Genomic DNA, 20,495 nt, shown 5'->3' with positions numbered 1-20,495 from the left:
ATGACTGAGTCAAAAACAGGGTAGTACTGTTTGATTAACCAAAGCTTAGCTGCTTATGCTAGTCTTATCAAGGGCTAGGATAAAGACGCTAAGCTTTTTTATATCTATATTGATTTTATTTTTTCTGCTTGATTTTATTCTTTTTGCCTCAATATACTTTATTATGAATAGCACTCTATTATTTAGATAATCATTATAAGGTACTTGCATGACCAATCCATTACTCGCCAATGAAGCGTTACCTCTATTTTCGCAAATTAAACCGGCACATGTGTTACCTGCCGTAAAATCAGCTATTGCGCATTGCCGATCAACCATTGAACAAGTGGTCAACCAGTCAGATGATTATACTTGGGATAACTTAATCCAACCCATTGATGAAGCAGATGAGAAATTTGGTCGTATTTGGTCACCGGTGAGTCATCTCAATTCGGTACAAAATAGTGCAGAACTTCGTGAAGCTTATGAAGCCGCATTACCGTTAATTTCTGAATATGGTACCTGGGTCGGTCAACATAAAGGGTTATACGAAGCCTACAAACAACTTAAAGCGAGCGCGCACTATCATGCTTTGACGAAAGCGCAGCGTAAAGCCGTTGATAATGCATTACGTGATTTTGAACTTTCTGGGATTGGTTTAGCGCCAGAACAACAAAAACGTTACGGTGAAATTGTCGCTAAGTTATCTGAACTATCCTCAAATTATAGCAATAATGTGCTCGATGCCACCATGGGCTGGAGTATGCTGATTGAGGATGAAAAACAGCTGGCAGGGCTGCCTGAAAGTGCGCTTGCCGCCGCAAAAGCACAAGCGGAAGCGAAAGAACAATCAGGATTTTCGCTGACACTCGATATGCCGAGTTATATTCCGGTATTAACTTATTGTGATAATCGAGAACTTCGTCATGAACTGTATCATGCTTATGTGACGCGCGCTTCAGATCAAGGACCCCATGCTGGCGAGTGGGATAACACTGAGAATATTGAGCAAATTTTGGCGCTGCGTTATGAGCTAGCAACTTTATTAGGTTTTGATACTTATGCCGATAAATCCTTAGCGACCAAAATGGCGCAGCGTCCAGCTCAGGTCTTAGCTTTTTTAACTGATTTGGCGCAGCGTGCGAAACCGCAAGGTGAGGAAGAACTGGCTCAATTAAAACGTTATGCTTATGAATATTTTGGTGCCAGTGAACTTAAGCCTTGGGATATTGCTTACTATAGTGAGAAACAAAAACAGCACTTATACTCCATTAACGATGAAGAGTTACGCCCCTATTTTCCAGAGTCTACCGTTTTAAAAGGCTTATTTGAAGTAGTTAATCGTATTTTTGGTATCACTGCCAAAGAGCGTCATGATATTGATGTCTGGCATGATCAGGTGAGATTTTTTGAACTCTATGACAAACAAGGTGAACTAAAAGGCAGTTTTTATCTGGATCTTTATGCCAGAGAGCATAAACGTGGTGGAGCCTGGATGGATGACTGTTTAGGTCGCATGCGTTTTGCGGACGGTCACGTACAAAAACCAGTTGCTTATTTAACCTGTAATTTCAATCGTCCGATTGGTGATAAACCAGCCCTCTTTACCCATGATGAAGTCACGACGCTGTTTCATGAGTTTGGGCATGGCTTACATCATATGTTAACTGAGATTGAAACCTCAGCAGTTGCCGGTATCAATGGCGTGCCTTGGGATGCGGTTGAGTTGCCGAGTCAATTTTTAGAAAACTGGTGCTGGCAGCCAGAAGCGTTAAGTTTTATTTCCGGTCATTATGAAACAGGCGAGTCATTACCGAAAGAGATGCTTGAGCGCATGCTTGAAGCTAAAAACTATCAGGCTGCTTTATTTATTCTGCGTCAGCTTGAGTTTGGTTTGTTCGATTTTCGTCTTCATCATGAGTATTCACCAGCAAAAGGGGCGCAATTACTCGATACCTTGCAGCAAGTCAGAAAACAAGTTGCAGTCGTGCCAACAGTTGAATGGGGCCGTTTCCCTCACGCCTTTAGTCATATTTTTGCTGGCGGGTACGCGGCGGGGTATTATAGTTATTTATGGGCTGAAGTCTTATCAGCTGACGTCTTTTCTCGCTTTGAAGAAGAGGGGATTTTTAATGTTAAAACCGGCAATGCGTTTTTAGATAATATCCTGTCACAAGGCGGTAGTGATGAGCCTATGACACTATTTAAAAAGTTCCGTGGACGTGAACCTGAACTTGATGCCTTATTGCGTCACTATGGCATTAGTAAATAGGGCTTCTGGGTGATTCAATTAATCTGTGAGGCTCAGGCTGATCCCGCTAAGCTGGCGGAATTAGCCGGGCGATTTGGTTTAGTGCATGACGCATTGAGCTGTTTAGCATTGGTGTTGACCGATAGACATTTAGCACTTCGTAAGCTTGATGAGCCTAAATTAGGCGATGTTGTGGTTGATTTTACCGATGGTGCTATGGCGCATCGTCGACGTTTTGGCGGCGGGCGCGGTGAAGCTGTCGCCAAGGCAGTCGGTATCAAAGGTAACTATTTACCTACTGTGATTGATGCAACAGCCGGACTTGGCCGTGATGCTTTTGTATTGGCGGCTTTGGGATGTCATGTTACTTTATTTGAACGTCATCCGGTGGTTGCGGCACTACTAGAGGATGGTTTAAAGCGAGCTTATCAAGATCAAGATATCGGCCAGTGGATGCAGACGCGAATGATTCTGGTTCATGCCTCAAGTATTGAAGCCTTACCTGAACAGGTAAAAAGACCCGATGTCGTTTATCTTGACCCGATGTTTCCACATCGTCAAAAAAGCGCTTTAGTAAAAAAAGAGATGCGTATTTTCCAATCTTTAGTCGGTAGTGATGAAGACGCGGATGCCTTGCTTGATGTAGCCTGTCAGCTGGCCATAAAACGTGTGGCGGTGAAACGACCTGACTATGCGCCCTTTTTAGCGCAAAAAAAACCGCAAGCGGAAATCAAAACCAAAAGTCACCGTTTTGATCTCTATGCTGGTCGTGGTGCGGAAGCCTAGTTTTTTAGTTTGGTCTTTTATCACAAGCTTTTCGTATAATATGTTAATCTGGTTTTTTGGCTCAGCATGAATACCGCCCATTTGAGTCATCATTAACGCAAAGCGTCAGTTTTGGCGTGGATTTATTCCCCAAAGATACTGACTATTGCGCTGGGTGATAGTTAAAATAGTCTCTAAGGCTTGTTTGAACAAGCGGGCCAGACAAATGGCAGTTTCCATAATTATTGTTGGATTGCCTCGTTGATCTTGATACTGCCATGGGCATCGCTTTCCAGACATAAATGTGAGAGCGGCAATGCTTTGACAAAGCATTGATAATCTTGGTTGATGATAACCTCTGGTGAGACTGAAATCAGCCAAGATTATCAATAATTTGTTGGGCTATTGTCAGGTCGCCTGCAAACCAGTGAAATAACGCTTTTTTAATTTGATAGGTTTGCAGTAGTGCGATTGCCTCGATAGTCATATCGCCAACACAGTGTAAGTTAACCGCCAGTTCAAGTTCGCCTGCCAGACTGACAAAATGTTCGAAAAGCGCATGGCCTTTAGCTATAACCTGTTGTCTTTGTTGAGTAGAAAGTGACTATAAATTAAAGTAGGGTAATCCAATCTCACCAATGCCAATTATCTGCTGTCGTTTCTGACGAATTAAGGCTGTGACTTCTTGATAATGGTGATAATTCTCTAAATATTCAGGATGTATTCCTAAACAGACTTTAAGCTGTGGGTATTGTTCACTTAAATGAAGTAATTGCTGGCAACTAGCCAGTCCTGTTGCAATACCGATAACAATAAACTCCTGCATGGCAATCTGTTGTTCTTTGGGGGGTAATTGGTCAAAATGGCAGTGTGAATCAATGAGTTTCATCTTTACTATGTCAATATTGATATTCATTGATATAAAATATCGCATTGAAATGAGGCTAAGCCAATCCTAACTAGCGAAAATATATCACGATTATAACCAGTAAGATTGCTTGGGTTAAATTAAACCGAATTTTATCTATCAATCAATAAAAATAAGCTTCAATATTGGGCTCAAATTTTTTCTTATGTCGTTAAACTCAATAACTAAAAACAGGCATATTCAATGAATAAATCATGAATATGCTTTCTCATACTCTGTTTTTTCTTTACAATATCACTATTTAGCCAACTCTATTTTTAGGCCTTTATTGACTATGCGTTTAGATAAATTTCTTGCTCACCATTTGGGTGTTAGCCGAAGCTTAATTAACAAAGAATTAAAAGCCGGACTCATTACGGTTGATGATGTCGTGATTAAATTAGGTGCTCATCAACTCACCTTAAACGAAGTTGTGACTTATCAAGGCAATGTGATTGAGCCGATCATCGAAAAGCGATATTTTATGCTTCACAAGCCGGCCGGATATGTTTGCTCAACTGATGATCCGGATCATGCTACGATTCTATATTTGATCGACGAACCGATGTCAGAAAAATTGCATGCAGCAGGGCGTTTAGATCTTGATACGACAGGGTTGGTTTTACTTACTGATGATGGCCAGTGGTCTCACCGAATTACGTCACCCAAGCATCAATGTGAAAAAGAGTATCATGTTACGGTTTCTGCACCGTTAACCATAGATTTAATTGAACAATTTGCACGCGGTATTGCGCTCAAAAATGAACCTGAATTAACTAAACCCGCTAAACTGGTCATTGTTGATGATTATCATGCGCATTTAACTATAAATGAAGGACGTTATCATCAAGTTAAACGTATGTTTGCGGCGGTGGGTAATCATGTTGAATCTTTACATCGTCAGCGAATTGGTTCCGTTGAGCTTGATATTCCTGAAGGTGAATATCGTGTTTTAACCGAGAGTGAAGTGAAGGCTATCCATTAGCTCTCCTTGTCACATAAATTAATATTACGCTAAGAGAAAGGAATCTGTGAATACTGAACAAACTAAATATAGTTACTCAAGGATTGGTTTACCTAAATGGTTACTGGTGCTGATTCTGGGACTACTATCGATGTTGATGCCACTATCTATCGATATGTACTTACCCAGCATGCCAACTATTGCCCGGCATTATGGTGTCGATGACGGTTTGGTGCAGTTGACGATTAGTAGCTATTTGTTCGGTTTTTCTATCGGTCAGCTTATTTATGGCCCATTGAGTGATAGTTATGGTCGTAAATCTGTTTTATTAAGTGGCTTAATCCTTTTTGTTGTTGCGGCGGCTTTATGTGGACTCTCACCGACAGTGAATCAATTAATTGTCATGCGTTTTTTTCACGGCTTAGCGGCGGCCTCGACAGCTGTGGTCATCAATGCTTTTATGCGTGATATTTTTAGTGATCGCGATGAATTTTCTCGGATGACCTCGTTTGTTATTTTAATTTCTAATCTGGCGCCGTTACTCGCGCCGATACTGGGCGGCGTTATTTTAATTTGGTTTCAGTGGCAAACGATCTTTTATGTTCTCTCTGCTGCGGCTTGTATTGCGTTGATTTTAGTTATCACTGTGGTGCCTGAAACGTTACCCAAAGAGCGGCGAAGTAAATTAAGTCTGTATAATATATTGGGTAATTTTGTGACCATTTGTCGTCATAAGCAAGTATTTCGGTTGATGCTGATCGGTGGGTTTTCGGGGGCTGGCTTATTTTCATTTTTAAGCCTGGGACCCTTTGTCTATATGAATATTTATGGCGTCAAAGCTACTCATTTTGGTTACTATTTTGCGCTGAATATTGTTGTGATGGTGGTATTAAATCTGATTAATAGCCGTTTTGTTCGCCAGAAAGGGGCAATGAATATGTTGACCTTAGGCATGGTAATCCAAACAGTGATGACCTTTTATTTACTGATTGCTGTTGTCTTCAAGCTCGGTTTCACAGCGATGGTTATTGGTATCGCCGGTTATATTGGTTGTATGGCGATTATTGGTGGTAATGGCATGGCAATCATTTTATCTTATTATCCCCATATTGCCGGCACTGCTGCATCGTTAACCGGTACATTTCGTTTTTTAATCGCCGCATTAATTGGTGTTTTACTTGCGTGGTTATCTCATGCAGAACCTGATACACTAATGTCTGTGGTCGATCACACCATCGTCAGTCATAAGACGGAATATTTGATGGTGGGTTCGATGATTATTTGTAACATTTTGGCATTTACTTTTTTTAGATTATCAAAACAAAAAACAAAAGTGAATAGAGAGGAACAAGCATGATTTATCGTCTTGGAGAGTGCAGCCCAGCTGTTGATAAGTCGGCTTATGTCGTTGACAATGCAGCGATTATTGGTAAAGTCTCACTGGCTAGAAAGGTGACGATTTGGTTTGGTGCTGTTTTAAGAGGGGATATCGCGTCAATTTCTATTGGTGAAAATAGTAACGTGCAAGATAATTCAACCATTCACACTGACTATGGTGTGCCTTGTACGGTAGGTGCAAATGTGACAGTCGGTCATAATGTTGTACTGCATAGCTGTAATATTGATGATAATGTGATTATTGGTATGGGGAGTACCGTACTGAATAATGCCAAAGTTGCTAAAAACTGCATAGTAGGAGCAAATTCACTGGTGACGCATAAGTCACCTTATCAAGAGGGCGTACTTTTGATAGGGATACCTGCAAAAGTGATTCGTGAGTTGACTCAAGAAGAGATTGCACATATCCAACAAAATGCTGATCATTATGCGCAAAATGGCGAACATTATCGTCAGCAGCTAACAGAAATTTAAGATTTTCACGCTATGCTGGCGTGGTTGTATTTGGTTTATCGGTTTATACAAAATAATATTGGGTGATTTTTGAAACAGTCTGAAGTGATATCTGAAACTAACGAGAAAAAAGTTAAGCTAACTAATACGCAAATCGGTATTGAAGTTCTATTATTTGGATTAGCGATATTTGTCGTTTATCTGACGCTTTCTTTATTTTCTTTTGATCCGGCCGACCCTAGCTGGTCGCAAACGGCGCAGCATGAGCCTATTCAAAATTGGGGCGGGGCAATCGGCGCTTATTGTTCAGATATCTTGTTGCAGTTTTTAGGTTTTGCGGCTTATTGTATACCATTTGTGTTACTCTGGCTCTGTTGGCAAACAGCCGTCTATTTTTATCGTGACTACGATAAGGAGTTGAATTATTTCACCATATCATTGCGTGTTATTGGTATACTGGCTTTTATTTTTAGTCTAACCGGTTTTTTAGCCTTAAATATTAATGATTGGGGGCAGTACCAATCAGGTGGTATTCTCGGCACGGTGATTGCTGCGGTTGCTTACCCAATCTTTAATCACATCGGTGCTTCACTGCTATTTTTAGCCTTGTGGATGGTGAGTATCACTTTACTGACGGGTTATTCATGGTTATGGATAGCTGAAAAGTTAGGGGCTTTTGTTGTCTTTCTGGCTACGCCTATATTTATCTTAATTAACGGTTATCTATCCCGTCGCGCTGCAAGGCAATATCAAGAAGAAGAGACACAGGTTGATGAGCTGACAGATGAAGCGTCAGACCCTCTATTTAATCAATCTCATCGTTTAGATGACGATAAGCAGACTATAGCTGACATGCATGTTGAAGAGGATCTTGAGGCTCAACATGATGATGATTTTGCGATAAACCATACAATCGTGATGGACAACACACAAGATTTGCCAGATGCGTTCACTACTGAGGATGAAAATAGTGAATTAGCCGCTGAGCACTTCACTGCACAGGCTACTGAGTTAACCCATAAACCTTGGTTTGAACAAGTTTCAGAGCCGCATTCAGAACTTCATTCAGAACTACAAACTGAAGATAGAGAAACGCCTGAGCAAGAAAACCATCACTCAACACGGGATTTACCGTCCGGTTTTATTTCTCATCAAGATAATTTAATCAATGCCGATTATTATTCACCGATTAGAGCCGAGCAGACACAGGCGTATAGCCCGCAAACGTCTATTGATGCTGAGGATTCACAGATTGCCCCAGTGGCGAGTTATGTACCGGCTATTGATGAGGCTGAAACACGGTTGATGGATAATGAATGTGATTCGGTATCGACATCGATTATGACTGAGATAATCGATGAGCCAGAGAGGTATCCGGCGGCTGTTCTGAGAAATAATGAGCTAGAAACCGATGATTTCATGCCGGCGAACATTCAACATGCCGAGTCGACAGCTGTGTCGGAATCTATCGATGAAGATGAAACTGATGACATGGTTACTCAGGAAAATATTCATGATAGTCTGATTCATCCATTTTTAGTGAAAAATAGTGCCCCACTGCTTAAACCATCCACACCATTACCGTCTCTGGAGTTGCTGGCGGCACCGCCTGTTCAACGAGCAGAAATCGATCACGCTGCATTAGAAACGATGGCGCGTTTAATTGAGAAAAGTTTAGCTGACTTTCGGGTTAAAGCGCGTGTGGTTGATTACCTGCCTGGCCCGGTGATTACTCGATTTGAAATAGAACTGGCACCTGGCGTGAAAGCGGCGCGTATTTCAACATTAGATCGTGATTTAGCTCGCTCACTCTCTATGCCGTCTGTACGTGTGGTTGAGGTGATTCCGGGTAAACCTTATGTTGGTATTGAATTGCCAAATAAAGACCGCCAAACGGTGTTTTTCAGGGAAGTACTGGATAGCCCACAATTTAGAGAAGCAAAGTCACCGTTAACGATTGTATTAGGTAAAGATATTGGTGGAGAGTCTGTGGTCGCTGATATTGCCAAAACGCCGCATTTACTCGTCGCTGGTACCACCGGCTCAGGTAAATCTGTTGGAGTAAATGCCATGATTCTCAGTATCTTGTATAAATCGACACCTGAAGATGTGCGCTTTATTATGATCGATCCGAAAATGCTTGAGTTATCCATCTATGATGGTATTCCCCATTTACTGACTGAAGTGGTGACCGACATGAAGGATGCGGCGAATGCGCTGAACTGGTGTGTCAATGAAATGGAGCGTCGTTACCGTTTGATGTCAGCTTTAGGCGTGCGTAATATTGCCGGTTATAATGATAAAATCAAAATGGCTGAAGAGATGGGGCGTCCTATCCCTGACCCATTGTGGAAACCGACTGATAGCACGGATCTGAATATGCCGATGTTAGAAAAATTACCTTATATTGTTGTCATGGTAGATGAATTTGCTGATTTAATCATGGCGGTAGGCAAAAAAATTGAGGAGCTCATCGCCCGATTGGCACAAAAAGCCCGAGCAGCTGGTATTCATTTAGTCTTGGCGACTCAAAGGCCATCTGTTGATGTGATTACCGGTTTAATAAAAGCGAATATTCCAACCCGTATCGCCTTTACTGTTTCAAGTAAGATAGATTCACGTACGATTCTTGATCAAATGGGGGCAGAGTCTCTGCTTGGTATGGGAGATATGTTGTATTTAGGGCCAAATAGTTCAATTCCGGTTCGTGTGCATGGTGCCTTTGTGCGCGATGAAGAAGTTCATGCGGTCGTTCAGGATTGGAAAGCACGTGGCAAACCAAAATATATAGAAAATGTCACCGCCAGCAGTGGTGAAGGTGAGAGTGATGACTTTGGCAGCAATGATGACGAGTTAGATCCGCTCTTTGATCAAGTGGTCGCCTTTGTCGTTGAGAAACAGCGCGCCTCGATCTCGAGTGTACAGCGACAATTTCGTATTGGTTATAATCGTGCGGCACGCATTGTCGAGCAGATGGAAACTCAAGGTGTAGTCAGCGCGCCAAGCCACAATGGCAATCGTGAAGTGTTGGCATTAGGACATAATGATTTTTGATGTTATATGAGGTCTGAAAGTCATACGGTTGTTTTATTGAGATGGTAACGATCGTTTTCTTATTTCATTAAATTGTTTGATATGTATGATGAAGGGATCGATAAATAGCGCATGATTGCGTCTGAAAAAAGACAGAGAGCCTATGAAAAAAATATTTACTTTACTGGTGTTACTATTTTCATTGATGACCAGCTACCCAGTTTGGGCGACACAAGCTAATGCGAAAGCTGAGCTCCAAACGCGTTTAAACAAACTAGATGGTTTTTATAGTCAGTTTAGTCAGGTGGTGAAAACTCAGGAGGGCGATCTGGTTCAGGAAGGCGAAGGCGAACTTTGGATCAGTCGGCCTTATTACTTTAACTGGAAATTATCCTCACCGGATGAGTTATCGATTATCTCTGATGGCAAAACGGTCTGGATCTACACGCCGATGCTTGAGCAAGTGACTGCTATGTCGCTAAGTAATATTGCGGATAATCATCTACTGCTATTAATTACCGATAGTCATAATTCAATTTGGGATGGTTATCAAGTAACCCGCAACAATGATCTGTTTGAATTGATGCCGATTAGTCAGAAAGGACAAAAATTTCAAATTACGGTCACCGCTGAGGGGAAAATTATCAGCTTTAAGATCATTGAAGAAGATGGCCAGAACAGCTTTTATCAACTTACCCATCATAAACTAGCTAAAATTGATGAAAGTAAATTCACTTTCATTATCCCGAAAGGAGTCACGCTGGATGACCAGCGGTAATAATCCCTATGTCGAGTATGTCATTTGATTTTAGCCAGGATGATTTTAAGCCGCTAGCCGCGCGTATGCGTCCGCGTAATTTATCTGAGTATATTGGTCAGTCACATCTGATGGCAGAAGGAAAACCTTTACCTCGTGCGATTGAAGCTGGTCATTTACATTCGATGATTTTATGGGGGCCGCCAGGCACTGGAAAAACAACTTTAGCTGAGATTATTGCCCATCATGCACAGGCCAAAGTAGAGCGTCTTTCCGCGGTAACATCAGGAGTTAAAGATATTCGAGAGGCAGTTGAACGCGCGAAGATAAACCAGCAATCTGGTCAAAGAACAGTGTTGTTTGTCGATGAGGTTCATCGTTTTAATAAGAGTCAGCAAGATGCTTTTTTACCGTTTGTTGAGGATGGCACCTTAACTTTTATTGGCGCTACCACCGAAAATCCCTCATTCGAGTTGAATTCAGCGCTACTCTCCCGAGCGCGGGTTTATTTACTTAAATCACTCACTCAGGCTGACATTGAGCTGATTTTAGCCCAAGCAATGCAAGACCCTGAACGTGGTTATGGCAAACAATCTCTGGTACTATCTGCGCAAACAAAACAGCAGCTGGCTGAATTTGCCAACGGTGATGCGCGCAGTGCCTTAAATATCTTAGAAGTCCTCGTCGATATGGTCGGTAGCGATGGTATCTTATCACCAGAATTGCTAAAAGAAGTGGTCGGTGAACGCAGTGCACGATTTGATAATAAAGGCGATCGCTATTACGATTTAATCTCAGCCGTGCATAAATCAATTCGAGGCTCGGCACCAGATGCCGCACTCTATTGGTATGCGCGTATTATTTCTGCTGGCGGAGATCCTTTATATGTAGCAAGACGACTATTGGCAATAGCCTCAGAAGATGTCGGTAATGCGGATCCAAGAGCGATGCAAGTGGCGATTTCGGCTTGGGACTGTTTTACACGTGTTGGCCCCGCGGAAGGTGAAAGGGCGATTGCTCAAGCTATCGTTTATCTGGCTTTGGCACCAAAAAGTAATGCGGTTTATATTGCTTTCAAACAAGCCTTAAACGATGCGCAGCAATTACCCGATTATGATGTGCCTGAGCACTTACGTAACGCACCGACTAGTCTGATGAAAGAGTTAGGTTATGGGGCACAATACCGTTACGCCCACGATGAGGAAAACGCTTATGCGGCGGGCGAAAACTATTTTCCACCAGAGCTGGCTGAACGAAGATACTATCAACCTATGACGCGTGGTGCTGAGAAGCAGTATGCTGAAAAACTGATCTGGTTATCGCAGTTAGATGAGGCCAGTTCGCAGCAACGATATAAGAAGTAATTCTTGACCACTTTTGTATCGTTGATGTGATTAAATAAGCAGCGCGATATTGCCGTTTTTTTCAATCATTTGAGATTATTTTATAAAGGTAAATTTACGCCATGTCTATGATATTTGAATTACTTAACAGTGCCTCGATCAATTCCGTGTTTCTGTTTGTTGTTGCCTTGGTTTTACTGTTTATCTCAGCTTATATTGGCAAGTATTTTTTTAAAAAACGCCATGGTAATAATGTATTAGTCGATGACGAAACCAATATCGTACTCGGCGCCATTTTATCGTTATTAGCACTATTGATTGGCTTTGTTTTGTCGATCTCGATTCAGGGTTATAACGAACGTCAAAAAACCGAAGAGAATGAAGCCATTTCAATCGGTGTTGCGGCGCAATATACTCAGTTATTGACGCCCGAGCAGCAGCAGACGACTAAAACCTTGTTAGTTGAATATTTAGATGCCAGAGTCGTTTTTTTTAAATCTGGTATGAGTCAAGAGAATCAGTACTGGCAAGCCATCTCCTTTCAAAAACAAGCTGAGTTATGGGACTTTATGACAACCGAAGTTGCCCCTAAAGAGCATGCGAGTATTAATGTGATTTTATCGGCTTTTAGTAATTTGTATGTTTCCCAACAAAATACTTTAGCGAGTTGGAAACATCACGTGCCCAATGCCGCCTGGTTTTTACTGATTGTTTTTGCTATCTGCGCCAATATCTTAATTGGTTATAACATTCGCGGTTTAAAAGGTAAAAATTGGCTTATTTTCTTATTACCCCTATTAACCACCTTAGCGCTGTTTATTATTGCTGAAATTGATACGCCAGGCGAGGGGGTGATCCATGTAGTACCCGATAATTTATTATTATTAAAACAGAATATGTTTTAAAAAAGGGTTTTATCGAGAATATTTATCAATTTTATCTCTTATTTGGGGTATTAGTGTGTAGAAAATCAACACGGAGAGATTTACCTACCCGCAATATTGCGTATAATATTAAAAATAAATTAATCATCTATATTCAATAAACAGGCAAACTATGTTAGATCCAAATTTATTACGTAATGAACTTGCGACAGTTGCCGCTAAACTTGCGCGCAGAGGTTATAAACTTGATGTGGATACGCTTCGTTCTCTGGAAGAAAAGAGAAAGGTGCTACAAGTTGAAACAGAGAATCTTCAGGCGGAACGAAATGCACGTTCGAAAGATATTGGTGCCGCAAAAGCGCGCGGAGAAGATATCACCGCTGTTCGTGAAGAGGTCAATAAATTAGGTGAAAAACTAGATAAAGCGAAAGCTGAATTAGAGATTCTATTATCTCAAATTCGTGATGTTGTGGCGACGATTCCTAATATGCCGGATGATTCGGTGCCGGATGGTAAAGATGACAGTGATAATGTTGAAGTGTTTCGTTGGGGCCAGCCACGTACATTTGATTTCCCAATTAAAGATCATGTCGAACTGGGTGAACGTCTTGCTGGATTAGACTTTGCTGCTGCAGTCAAACTGACTGGCGCACGTTTTGTGGTAATGAAAGGTCAAATTGCTAAGCTGCATCGTGCATTGGCACAATTCATGTTAGATCTTCATACCTCTGAACATGGTTACCTAGAAACTTATGTACCTTATTTAGTCAATCAAGCGACCTTATTTGGTACGGGTCAACTACCGAAGTTTGGTGAGGATTTATTTCATACTAAGCCATTATCAGACGAGGCTGAAACCAGTAATTATGCATTGATTCCAACCGCGGAAGTACCGGTAACGAATTTAGTGCGTGATGAAATTCTTGATGAAGCTTGTTTACCATTAAAAATGACGGCACACACGCCATGTTTTCGTTCTGAAGCCGGTTCATATGGCCGAGATACGCGTGGCTTGATTCGTATGCATCAGTTCGATAAAGTAGAATTAGTGCAGGTCGTTAAACCAGAAGACTCAATGGCGGCATTAGAAGAGCTGACGGGACAAGCCGAGAAAGTCTTACAACTTCTTGAGTTACCTTATCGTAAAGTGATTTTATGTACCGGTGATATCGGCTTTGGTTCTTGTAAAACCTACGATCTTGAAGTATGGGTCCCGGCTCAAGATACTTACCGTGAAATCTCTTCATGTTCGAATATGTGGGATTTTCAGGCTCGTCGAATGCAAGCACGTTACCGTGCTCGCGAAGATAAAAAGATCCATTTAGTTCATACTTTAAATGGTTCAGGATTGGCGGTTGGCCGTACCTTAGTTGCTGTAATGGAAAATTACCAGCAAGCTGATGGTCGAATTAAAGTACCAAGTGTACTTATCCCTTATATGGGGGGTATCGAATATATCGGCTAGTCATCTATTCTTTTAAAGTTGAAATCCGATGTGTATTATTCCATCGGATTTTTTTATCGACTTGCATTATCCTACTGTTAAAATCTATCCCTCATCAACTGAATAATCTGTTTTCTCGTTAGTATCATTAGAAAAATGGTCCATATGTGTCGTCTTAATAGTCTGATTCAGGTTATAATAATCGCGATTAAAATAGGGCGCTTTTCTCATAGAGAATCTTGTGAAAGTTCAGATTGTGAAAGTTCAGACAATATTTGCTTAGGTGCTCATCATTTTGTGAAACAATCATGTGTGTGGTGAACGATGTTTAAAGGGATTTTATTGTCAATTTCTGCCTCCTGTCTATTTGGGCTGGTTTATTATTTTCCGGTTTTATTGCGGCCACTTTCAGTTGTTGAAATCTTTTGTTGGCGCTTATTAATGTCTTGTCCAGCTATCGCTATTTTGATTACCTTTGAAAAACGTTGGGATGCCGTACTCAGTTTATTAAAAAAGATCAAAAGAAATCCGCTATTTATTCTAGCCATACTATTTAGTAGCAGTATGCTAGCGATTCAAATGCTCATTTTTATTTGGGCGCCTCTGACAGGGAAAGCGTTGTCGACATCATTAGGTTATTTTATTTTGCCTTTAATGATGGTTATTAGTGGCCGCTTTGTTTATAAGGAAAAATTTAGCGTTTATCAGCGAGTTGCGATCACTTTAGCGGTGTTGGGAGTGATTTACGAGCTATGGACGACCGGGGCTTTCTCTTGGGAAACGGTCGTTGTAGCGCTGGGTTATCCGATTTATCTTATTTTTAGACGAGAACTCGGTTTAGATGGTATTGAAGGTACATTTAGTGACTTTTTCTGTATTGCTGTCGCCTGCGCTATCTATCTCTGCACACAATACTCTGCTGCAGAAATTAAGATGCAATTTGTCTATCATCCTGTAGCGATACCGATGCTGGGCGTTATTACCGCAATCGCCTTCGCGGCCTATTTTGTTGCTGCCAAATTATTACCGTTAGGCTTATTTGGTCTGCTCAGTTATATCGAACCCGCTTTACTGGCTATTGTGTCGATTGTTCTGCTACATGAAACTATTTCACCCGACCACATATGGACCTATGTTTTAGTTTGGAGTGCGGTCTGTTTACTGATGGTTGAAGGCTTAGTTTATACCATTCGTAGCATCAGTCGACGTAAATATATTCGGGAAATAAAAGATAATTTATAGTTATTATATTGAAATAGTCATCTAAGATAAAGATGACCATTATTATGGTATTCGATTCAATATGTGAGTTTGTCAGATAGCTAAGAGCGTAACCTTAAACATTGACTGTCTAGGTGTTTTTTTTGTTGGTAATGGATTACGTGAAGTCCCGTAATCCATTGTTGATGAGACTAATTATAGGTTATGTTATACAGCATCTTGGCTTCAACATCACCAGCCGTGATTTGTGTACCATAGCGATAATAACGAGCAATATAATTTTGTGAAATAGTATATCCGTTTTGTGTGTTTGCTAATGACCCGGCAAGATAAGGCTGATTAAAAACTAGTGGTTTTTTTGAGTCGGCTTCGATGACTTGAATACCGATACCTTTGGCACCAGAAGCATTTATATTGGCTAAGACACCATAGCTAGCATCGATACCCTGCGGAATTTCACCACTGAAGGTTAAATTCATATTATCAAAGCCACTATTAATGGAGCTTCCGCCACTGCACAGCAAATCGATTGAAAAGGGGGTGTCACCCGCGGTAAGTCCAATGCCACCGGTCAATTTATTTCTGCTTATCGGCGCTAGGTAGACATTTGAGTTGCTACTATTCGATACCGTACAGGAAGGGGCGACGATCTTGCTACCACTGGCATTCATAAATGTTTCGAATATCGGGTTGTTGAGAGGTCGATAACCAAACTGCGTGTATGTACCTGCTGCTAGGGAACCCGAGCCAACAATAGCGGCTGTTTTAATCAGAGTAACGGTAACTGTTGAATCCGCAACAGAAGTTCCCCCTAGCGCATTATAGATATAAGGATAATCTCTGGTATTACGATTAAAGCGAATGCCAATACCGGGAATATTAGTAGAATAGAGAGTTTCATCTGAGGCGGATGCGGTGCCCATTACTACATCAGCGTTTATCGGATCGCCTACTTCACATATCAAGAAATTTTGAGTTAAATTACCAATAAACGTAAAGACTTGCTGAGCAATCACTGCGCCGACAGGAAGATTAGGATCGACGATTATTGTCCCCATATCCGTATTGCCTCTGATAGTTGGAATGTCTGTTCTTGTACAGACTGAATGTGCATAATTAATCGAGCCGAGCAGGCTAAAAATGGTGATCCACTTATAATACTTGTTCATAATATACCTTATTGCTACATAATTTATTGTCTAAATTGAATCTACACTGAAGATCTTTTCATTCGCTAATATCGATATCCATTTTGGGTTTGACGAATATCATCGACGATACTATTTCGCTTGTCATATATATTGTACTTTTATCACCAGAAGAAAGGGATACCGCTTGTCTATAGAGAGCACCTGAAATATGATTTTGTATATGTATCATATTGAATATGATCTTTGGTTATTTGGTTCGTATAAGACACTCCGAGGTAACAGAATTCTCTGGTTCTATGTTTTCCATACATCTGATAATATTAGTCTGATACCGGCTAGCATTAACAGATAAAGCATAACCATCATTACACGCCAATAACATTGATATACTAAATGTAAATAATAAGGCTAAATGGATTATGATGAGCTGCATAATCCATCATTCATGTAATTAATTATAGGTTATGTTATATAGCATCTTGGCTTCTACATCACCGGATGTGATTTGCGTACCATATCGGTAATAACGTGCAATATAATTTTGTGAAACAAGGTAGCCAAGGTAGCCAAGGTAGCCATTTTGCGTGCTGGCTAGTGATCCTGCCACATAAGTTTTATTAAATATTAAGGGTTTTTTTGAGCCAGTTTCTAGCACCTGAATGCCAATGCCTTTAGCACCAGAAGCACTGGTATTGGCTAAAACACCATAACTTGCATCCAAACCACTTGGTATTTCTCCGCTGAAGGTTAAGTTAATATTATCAAAACCACTACTTACTGATGATCCGCCATTACATAATAAATTAATCGAAATAGGCGTCTCGCCAGCAGTGAGTCCAATACCGCCAGTAAGCTTGTTTCTACTTATCGATTCCAAATAGACACTTGAACTGCTGCTATTGGAGATGGTGCATGAAGGCGCAATAATCGTTGTGCCATTGGCATTCATGTAGGTTGACATCATGGGATTATTGACAGGACGATAACCAAACTGTGTATAAGTACCGGCAGTTAGTGGGCCAGAGCCAACGATTTCAGCTGTTTTAATTAAAGTGACAGTAATGTTAGAGTCGCCAAGTGACGTCGCCCCTGAGGCTGTATAGATGTATGGATAGTCTCTTTTATTTCGATTAAAACGGATGCTGACACCGGGAATATTGGTTGAATAAAGCGTAGCATCTGATGCTGAGACGATGCCCATGACCACATCGGCATTGACCTCAGTACCATTATCACAGTTCAAAAAAGTTTGTGAAGCATTACCTGGGATAGAAAAAACCTGTTGAGCAATAATAGCACCCACCGCAAGATTCGGACTGACAATCACGGTGCCCATATCGGTGCTGCCAGTAATGGTTGGTGCTGCTGTTCGAGTGCATACGGCTTTTACTGTATGAATCGAGAGTATCATGCCAAAAAAAATCAGCATCCATTTATAATATTTGATCATAACATATCCTATCATTAGATGGTTGATTGTCTAATTGGAATATACACCGACCATTATCCCATTCGATAATAGCACTATCCGCTTTGGGATTATGAATAAAAACAGTGCCGCCTTGCCCAACGATACCAATTGGTTTGTCATGGCTATCTTTGACTTCATAGCCAAATGGTAGAGGTTCGCCTGTTTCATGCGTGATATAAAAAACCCGTGTTTGATTTCGTTTAACATCAAATATAACTTTGGTAATGCTGCCAGCATAAGGAACTACATGAGCCAGATTATTGCTAAACTCGACATCCTCAGGACTACCTTTTGGATCGACTTCAATAGTATTGATTCGGTAAGGTCTGGCATAAGGTGATAAAGCATAACCTTTGCTATCAATGAATGTATTTGGACTTCGCAACATTGTGGCACCTTGGGCTCCTTTCGCCTCGACCAGAACCATGGTCTCAGAAATATTGGGTGATAAAGTCATGCCATCTGTATGGATAACCAGTGAGCCGCTAGTACCAAAACCAAACTGGCGATAGGTTTCACCTTGGCTGAAGTTTGAGCTGACTGCCGCAATTTTACTTCGATAGCTGGTATTGATGGCAACATTTTTCTGGCCACCAGAGCTTATTGAAGTATTCACGCCGTAAGATCCCAAACCATCTTTATCAATTAATCCATTAATACCTAACTGACTTGAACCAAAATGGGTATTATTAAACGTGGTATTTGAGGTGAGGGTGTTCGATTTCCCACCCAAACCAAGTGGATAAGTGAGATTAAAACTGATTCGATCATCGATCTTATTTTCATTTTGATGCTTGGTATAAACACGCATATAAGAGGATGAAAATGAGAGTCTTTTTATCGTGTTGCTATAAGTGACTTGAAACTGTTTGACCGTACGATCATTTTCCCAATACTCAGCAATACGGCCAGCGGCATAGATCCCGCCGAATGTATCGGAAAAATGCTGATTAATGGTAAAATTAAAGTCATTTTTTATAGGAGAACGGTATGGATTATAGTTCTCTTGATGTTGATACTCCACGGCATAAAGCGCATCATGCAAATTATAATAGTGTTTTGTGGGTGAATGTGACGCAGCTAAGAATATATTCGTATTCGTTCCAACAAATTTACGGTTAAAATTCAGGCGATAACTTTGACCAATATGGGAGTTATCAAACAGAGATAAATGGGCATAATTGATGTCAAATGCCAGTGCGCCAAATCCAGTATTAATGGCCGTTCCCAACAGGATTGAATGGTACTCATTAAATCCAGTCGTGCCAGCATAAAGCGTAAAGCGACTATTCAAGCCATGTCGGATGGTACCTAGATATATAGTCTGGTCCTTGGTCAAATTTTCAACTTCTGATTTGCCTAGCGCGACTTGATAATGAGTATAACCGGGTCTGAGTAATTGTGCTATTGATGAATAAGGTACGCTAAAAGTACTCTCACTACCATCCGCCTCAAGTACGGTGACATCCAGGTCGCTACCATATCCGGTTGGATGTACGTCGGTGAGATTAAATGGTCCTGGCGGCACTGACGTTTGATAAATGATAGTACCATTTTGTCTGATGATCACGAGAGCATTACTTTGTGCAATCCCTCTAATCTCTGGCGCATAAGAGGTCATACCATCTGGAAACATATCGCTATCAGTCGATAATTTCATGCCGCGTAGATGGATACTATCAAAAAGATTGCCATCAGTATAAAAATTACCCGCAATTGCTTTGGATTTTATTTGTGGTAGCGCTTTTTGTAGGTAAGTTTGTGTATTATTCCACTCAATATTGTTTGAGTTCTGCCAGCTTGCATTGGCCACATGTTTTAGTAACCAGCCATTAGACGATAAACCGCCGTTAATAGAAACATAGGCATTATTGTTATGATGAGCAGGATAATTGTTATTAGTCGAAGAAAAATGTTGATAATAATAGTTCCCCATATAACTGACATTTAAGGCAGTAATACCTTGATCCCAAAATATTGGTTCGATATATGCGCGCGACACGGTTAATTCATAGATTTGTGGAATACTGATATTTAAGCGTAACTGAGAAGGAATAAAGACATCTTGTACATTTTTATCAGAATTTATTGCAGATAAAGGTTGGCAAAAATCTTTCTCTTTAGCTAATTTATTATTTAATTTATCAATCGAAATACCAAATTGTTCAAGCATTTTAGGTGTATAGCAGACACCTAAATGGCCATTGTTATCTTTACTTATGTTTAAATCGTAGCGACCTTTCCATTGATTATTGGTATAAACATCAACGGAATAGAGACCAGCCGAGATCATCTCTTTATTAAAACGTGATAAATCGATATTGCGTTGTTTACCGATAATAAATCCGGAATTAAATTCATAAGCCTCTGTTTCATCAGCGTAAGTACTAAAAGCAGGCGTTATACCAATTAAGGATAGACTGATCATCGAAAGTTTAAAATGATGCTTTTTAGACAATTTTTTACACTTCATT

Annotated in this window: 14 protein-coding genes and 3 pseudogenes; 12 read left to right on the top strand and 5 right to left on the bottom strand. The window is 40.7% G+C overall.

Annotation, left to right across the window (positions count from 1 at the left end; genetic code table 11):
- Positions 1-208: 208 nt before the first annotated feature.
- Entirely contained in the window at positions 209-2,251 is a 2,043-nt protein-coding gene (prlC, locus tag RHO15_08395) for an oligopeptidase A (protein ID WVD63490.1), read from the top strand.
- 9 nt (positions 2,252-2,260) lie between these two features.
- On the top strand, positions 2,261-3,016 hold the full coding sequence (locus RHO15_08390; GenBank protein WVD63489.1) for a class I SAM-dependent methyltransferase: 756 nt from the start codon (positions 2,261-2,263) through the stop codon (positions 3,014-3,016).
- 105 nt (positions 3,017-3,121) lie between these two features.
- On the opposite strand, the gene RHO15_08385 is transcribed toward RHO15_08390, so the two are convergent.
- Together RHO15_08385 and RHO15_08380 are read right to left on the bottom strand one after the other, a co-directional pair.
- Positions 3,122-3,328 (bottom strand): hypothetical protein, encoded by a 207-nt coding sequence (locus tag RHO15_08385; GenBank protein WVD63488.1) that lies wholly within the window; start codon positions 3,326-3,328, stop codon positions 3,122-3,124.
- A gap of 40 nt (positions 3,329-3,368) precedes the next feature.
- Positions 3,369-3,884: pseudogene (locus tag RHO15_08380) on the bottom strand (TatD family hydrolase).
- 313 nt (positions 3,885-4,197) lie between these two features.
- Here RHO15_08380 and rsuA point away from each other — a divergent pair.
- From rsuA to rarD, 10 genes and pseudogenes are all read left to right on the top strand, one after another.
- Positions 4,198-4,887 (top strand): 16S rRNA pseudouridine(516) synthase RsuA, encoded by a 690-nt coding sequence (rsuA, locus tag RHO15_08375; protein WVD63487.1) that lies wholly within the window; start codon positions 4,198-4,200, stop codon positions 4,885-4,887.
- A 46-nt stretch (positions 4,888-4,933) separates the two neighbouring features.
- Positions 4,934-6,223 (top strand): Bcr/CflA family multidrug efflux MFS transporter, encoded by a 1,290-nt coding sequence (locus RHO15_08370; protein ID WVD63486.1) that lies wholly within the window; start codon positions 4,934-4,936, stop codon positions 6,221-6,223.
- Positions 6,220-6,738 carry a gamma carbonic anhydrase family protein gene (locus tag RHO15_08365; protein WVD63485.1) on the top strand — a complete coding sequence of 173 codons (519 nt, stop codon included), beginning with the start codon at positions 6,220-6,222 and terminating at the stop codon, positions 6,736-6,738. Before RHO15_08370 ends, RHO15_08365 begins: the two co-directional genes overlap by 4 nt.
- Positions 6,739-6,822: 84 nt before the next feature.
- A pseudogene (locus RHO15_08360) lies at positions 6,823-7,377 on the top strand (DNA translocase FtsK 4TM domain-containing protein).
- A gap of 855 nt (positions 7,378-8,232) precedes the next feature.
- Positions 8,233-9,771: pseudogene (locus tag RHO15_08355) on the top strand (DNA translocase FtsK).
- 142 nt (positions 9,772-9,913) lie between these two features.
- The gene (lolA, locus tag RHO15_08350) at positions 9,914-10,528 is read left to right on the top strand and encodes an outer membrane lipoprotein chaperone LolA (GenBank protein ID WVD63484.1); all 615 of its coding nucleotides are present in this window, start codon (positions 9,914-9,916) and stop codon (positions 10,526-10,528) included.
- Positions 10,529-10,545: 17 nt separating this feature from the next.
- Positions 10,546-11,871, top strand: a complete 1,326-nt coding sequence (locus RHO15_08345; GenBank protein ID WVD64990.1) for a replication-associated recombination protein A — start codon at positions 10,546-10,548, stop codon at positions 11,869-11,871.
- A 101-nt stretch (positions 11,872-11,972) separates the two neighbouring features.
- The gene (locus RHO15_08340; protein WVD63483.1) at positions 11,973-12,755 is read left to right on the top strand and encodes a hypothetical protein; all 783 of its coding nucleotides are present in this window, start codon (positions 11,973-11,975) and stop codon (positions 12,753-12,755) included.
- A 151-nt stretch (positions 12,756-12,906) separates the two neighbouring features.
- On the top strand, positions 12,907-14,199 hold the full coding sequence (serS, locus tag RHO15_08335; GenBank protein WVD63482.1) for a serine--tRNA ligase: 1,293 nt from the start codon (positions 12,907-12,909) through the stop codon (positions 14,197-14,199).
- 303 nt (positions 14,200-14,502) lie between these two features.
- On the top strand, positions 14,503-15,420 hold the full coding sequence (rarD, locus tag RHO15_08330; GenBank protein ID WVD63481.1) for an EamA family transporter RarD: 918 nt from the start codon (positions 14,503-14,505) through the stop codon (positions 15,418-15,420).
- Between the two features lie 170 nt (positions 15,421-15,590).
- Here the strand turns inward: rarD and RHO15_08325 are convergent, their stop codons facing one another.
- The 3 genes from RHO15_08325 to RHO15_08315 all read right to left on the bottom strand — a co-directional run bounded on the left by RHO15_08325 (position 15,591) and on the right by RHO15_08315 (position 20,494).
- Complete coding sequence (locus RHO15_08325; GenBank protein WVD63480.1) at positions 15,591-16,568, bottom strand: fimbrial protein; 978 nt, start codon at positions 16,566-16,568, stop codon at positions 15,591-15,593.
- Positions 16,569-17,001: 433 nt separating this feature from the next.
- Complete coding sequence (locus tag RHO15_08320) at positions 17,002-18,000, bottom strand: fimbrial protein (GenBank protein WVD63479.1); 999 nt, start codon at positions 17,998-18,000, stop codon at positions 17,002-17,004.
- Positions 17,984-20,494 (bottom strand): fimbria/pilus outer membrane usher protein, encoded by a 2,511-nt coding sequence (locus tag RHO15_08315; GenBank protein WVD63478.1) that lies wholly within the window; start codon positions 20,492-20,494, stop codon positions 17,984-17,986. Before RHO15_08315 ends, RHO15_08320 begins: the two co-directional genes overlap by 17 nt.
- Position 20,495 lies beyond the last annotated feature (1 nt).

Source organism: Orbaceae bacterium lpD01 (assembly GCA_036251705.1).
Lineage (GTDB): Bacteria > Pseudomonadota > Gammaproteobacteria > Enterobacterales > Orbaceae > Utexia > Utexia brackfieldae.
This window is presented reverse-complemented; position numbering and strand designations above follow the sequence as displayed.

Bases quoted from the DNA above. Each gene is read 5' to 3' on its own strand.
- prlC (WVD63490.1), top strand. From the start codon at position 209: ATGACCAATCCATTACTCGCCAATGAAGCGTTACCTCTATTTTCGCAA.
- RHO15_08385 (WVD63488.1), bottom strand. From the start codon at position 3,328: ATGCTTTGTCAAAGCATTGCCGCTCTCACATTTATGTCTGGAAAGCGA.
- rsuA (WVD63487.1), top strand. From the start codon at position 4,198: ATGCGTTTAGATAAATTTCTTGCTCACCATTTGGGTGTTAGCCGAAGC.
- RHO15_08365 (WVD63485.1), top strand. From the start codon at position 6,220: ATGATTTATCGTCTTGGAGAGTGCAGCCCAGCTGTTGATAAGTCGGCT.
- lolA (WVD63484.1), top strand. From the start codon at position 9,914: ATGAAAAAAATATTTACTTTACTGGTGTTACTATTTTCATTGATGACC.
- RHO15_08345 (WVD64990.1), top strand. From the start codon at position 10,546: ATGTCATTTGATTTTAGCCAGGATGATTTTAAGCCGCTAGCCGCGCGT.
- RHO15_08340 (WVD63483.1), top strand. From the start codon at position 11,973: ATGTCTATGATATTTGAATTACTTAACAGTGCCTCGATCAATTCCGTG.
- serS (WVD63482.1), top strand. From the start codon at position 12,907: ATGTTAGATCCAAATTTATTACGTAATGAACTTGCGACAGTTGCCGCT.
- rarD (WVD63481.1), top strand. From the start codon at position 14,503: ATGTTTAAAGGGATTTTATTGTCAATTTCTGCCTCCTGTCTATTTGGG.
- RHO15_08325 (WVD63480.1), bottom strand. From the start codon at position 16,568: ATGAACAAGTATTATAAGTGGATCACCATTTTTAGCCTGCTCGGCTCG.
- RHO15_08320 (WVD63479.1), bottom strand. From the start codon at position 18,000: ATGATCAAATATTATAAATGGATGCTGATTTTTTTTGGCATGATACTC.
- RHO15_08315 (WVD63478.1), bottom strand. From the start codon at position 20,494: ATGAAGTGTAAAAAATTGTCTAAAAAGCATCATTTTAAACTTTCGATG.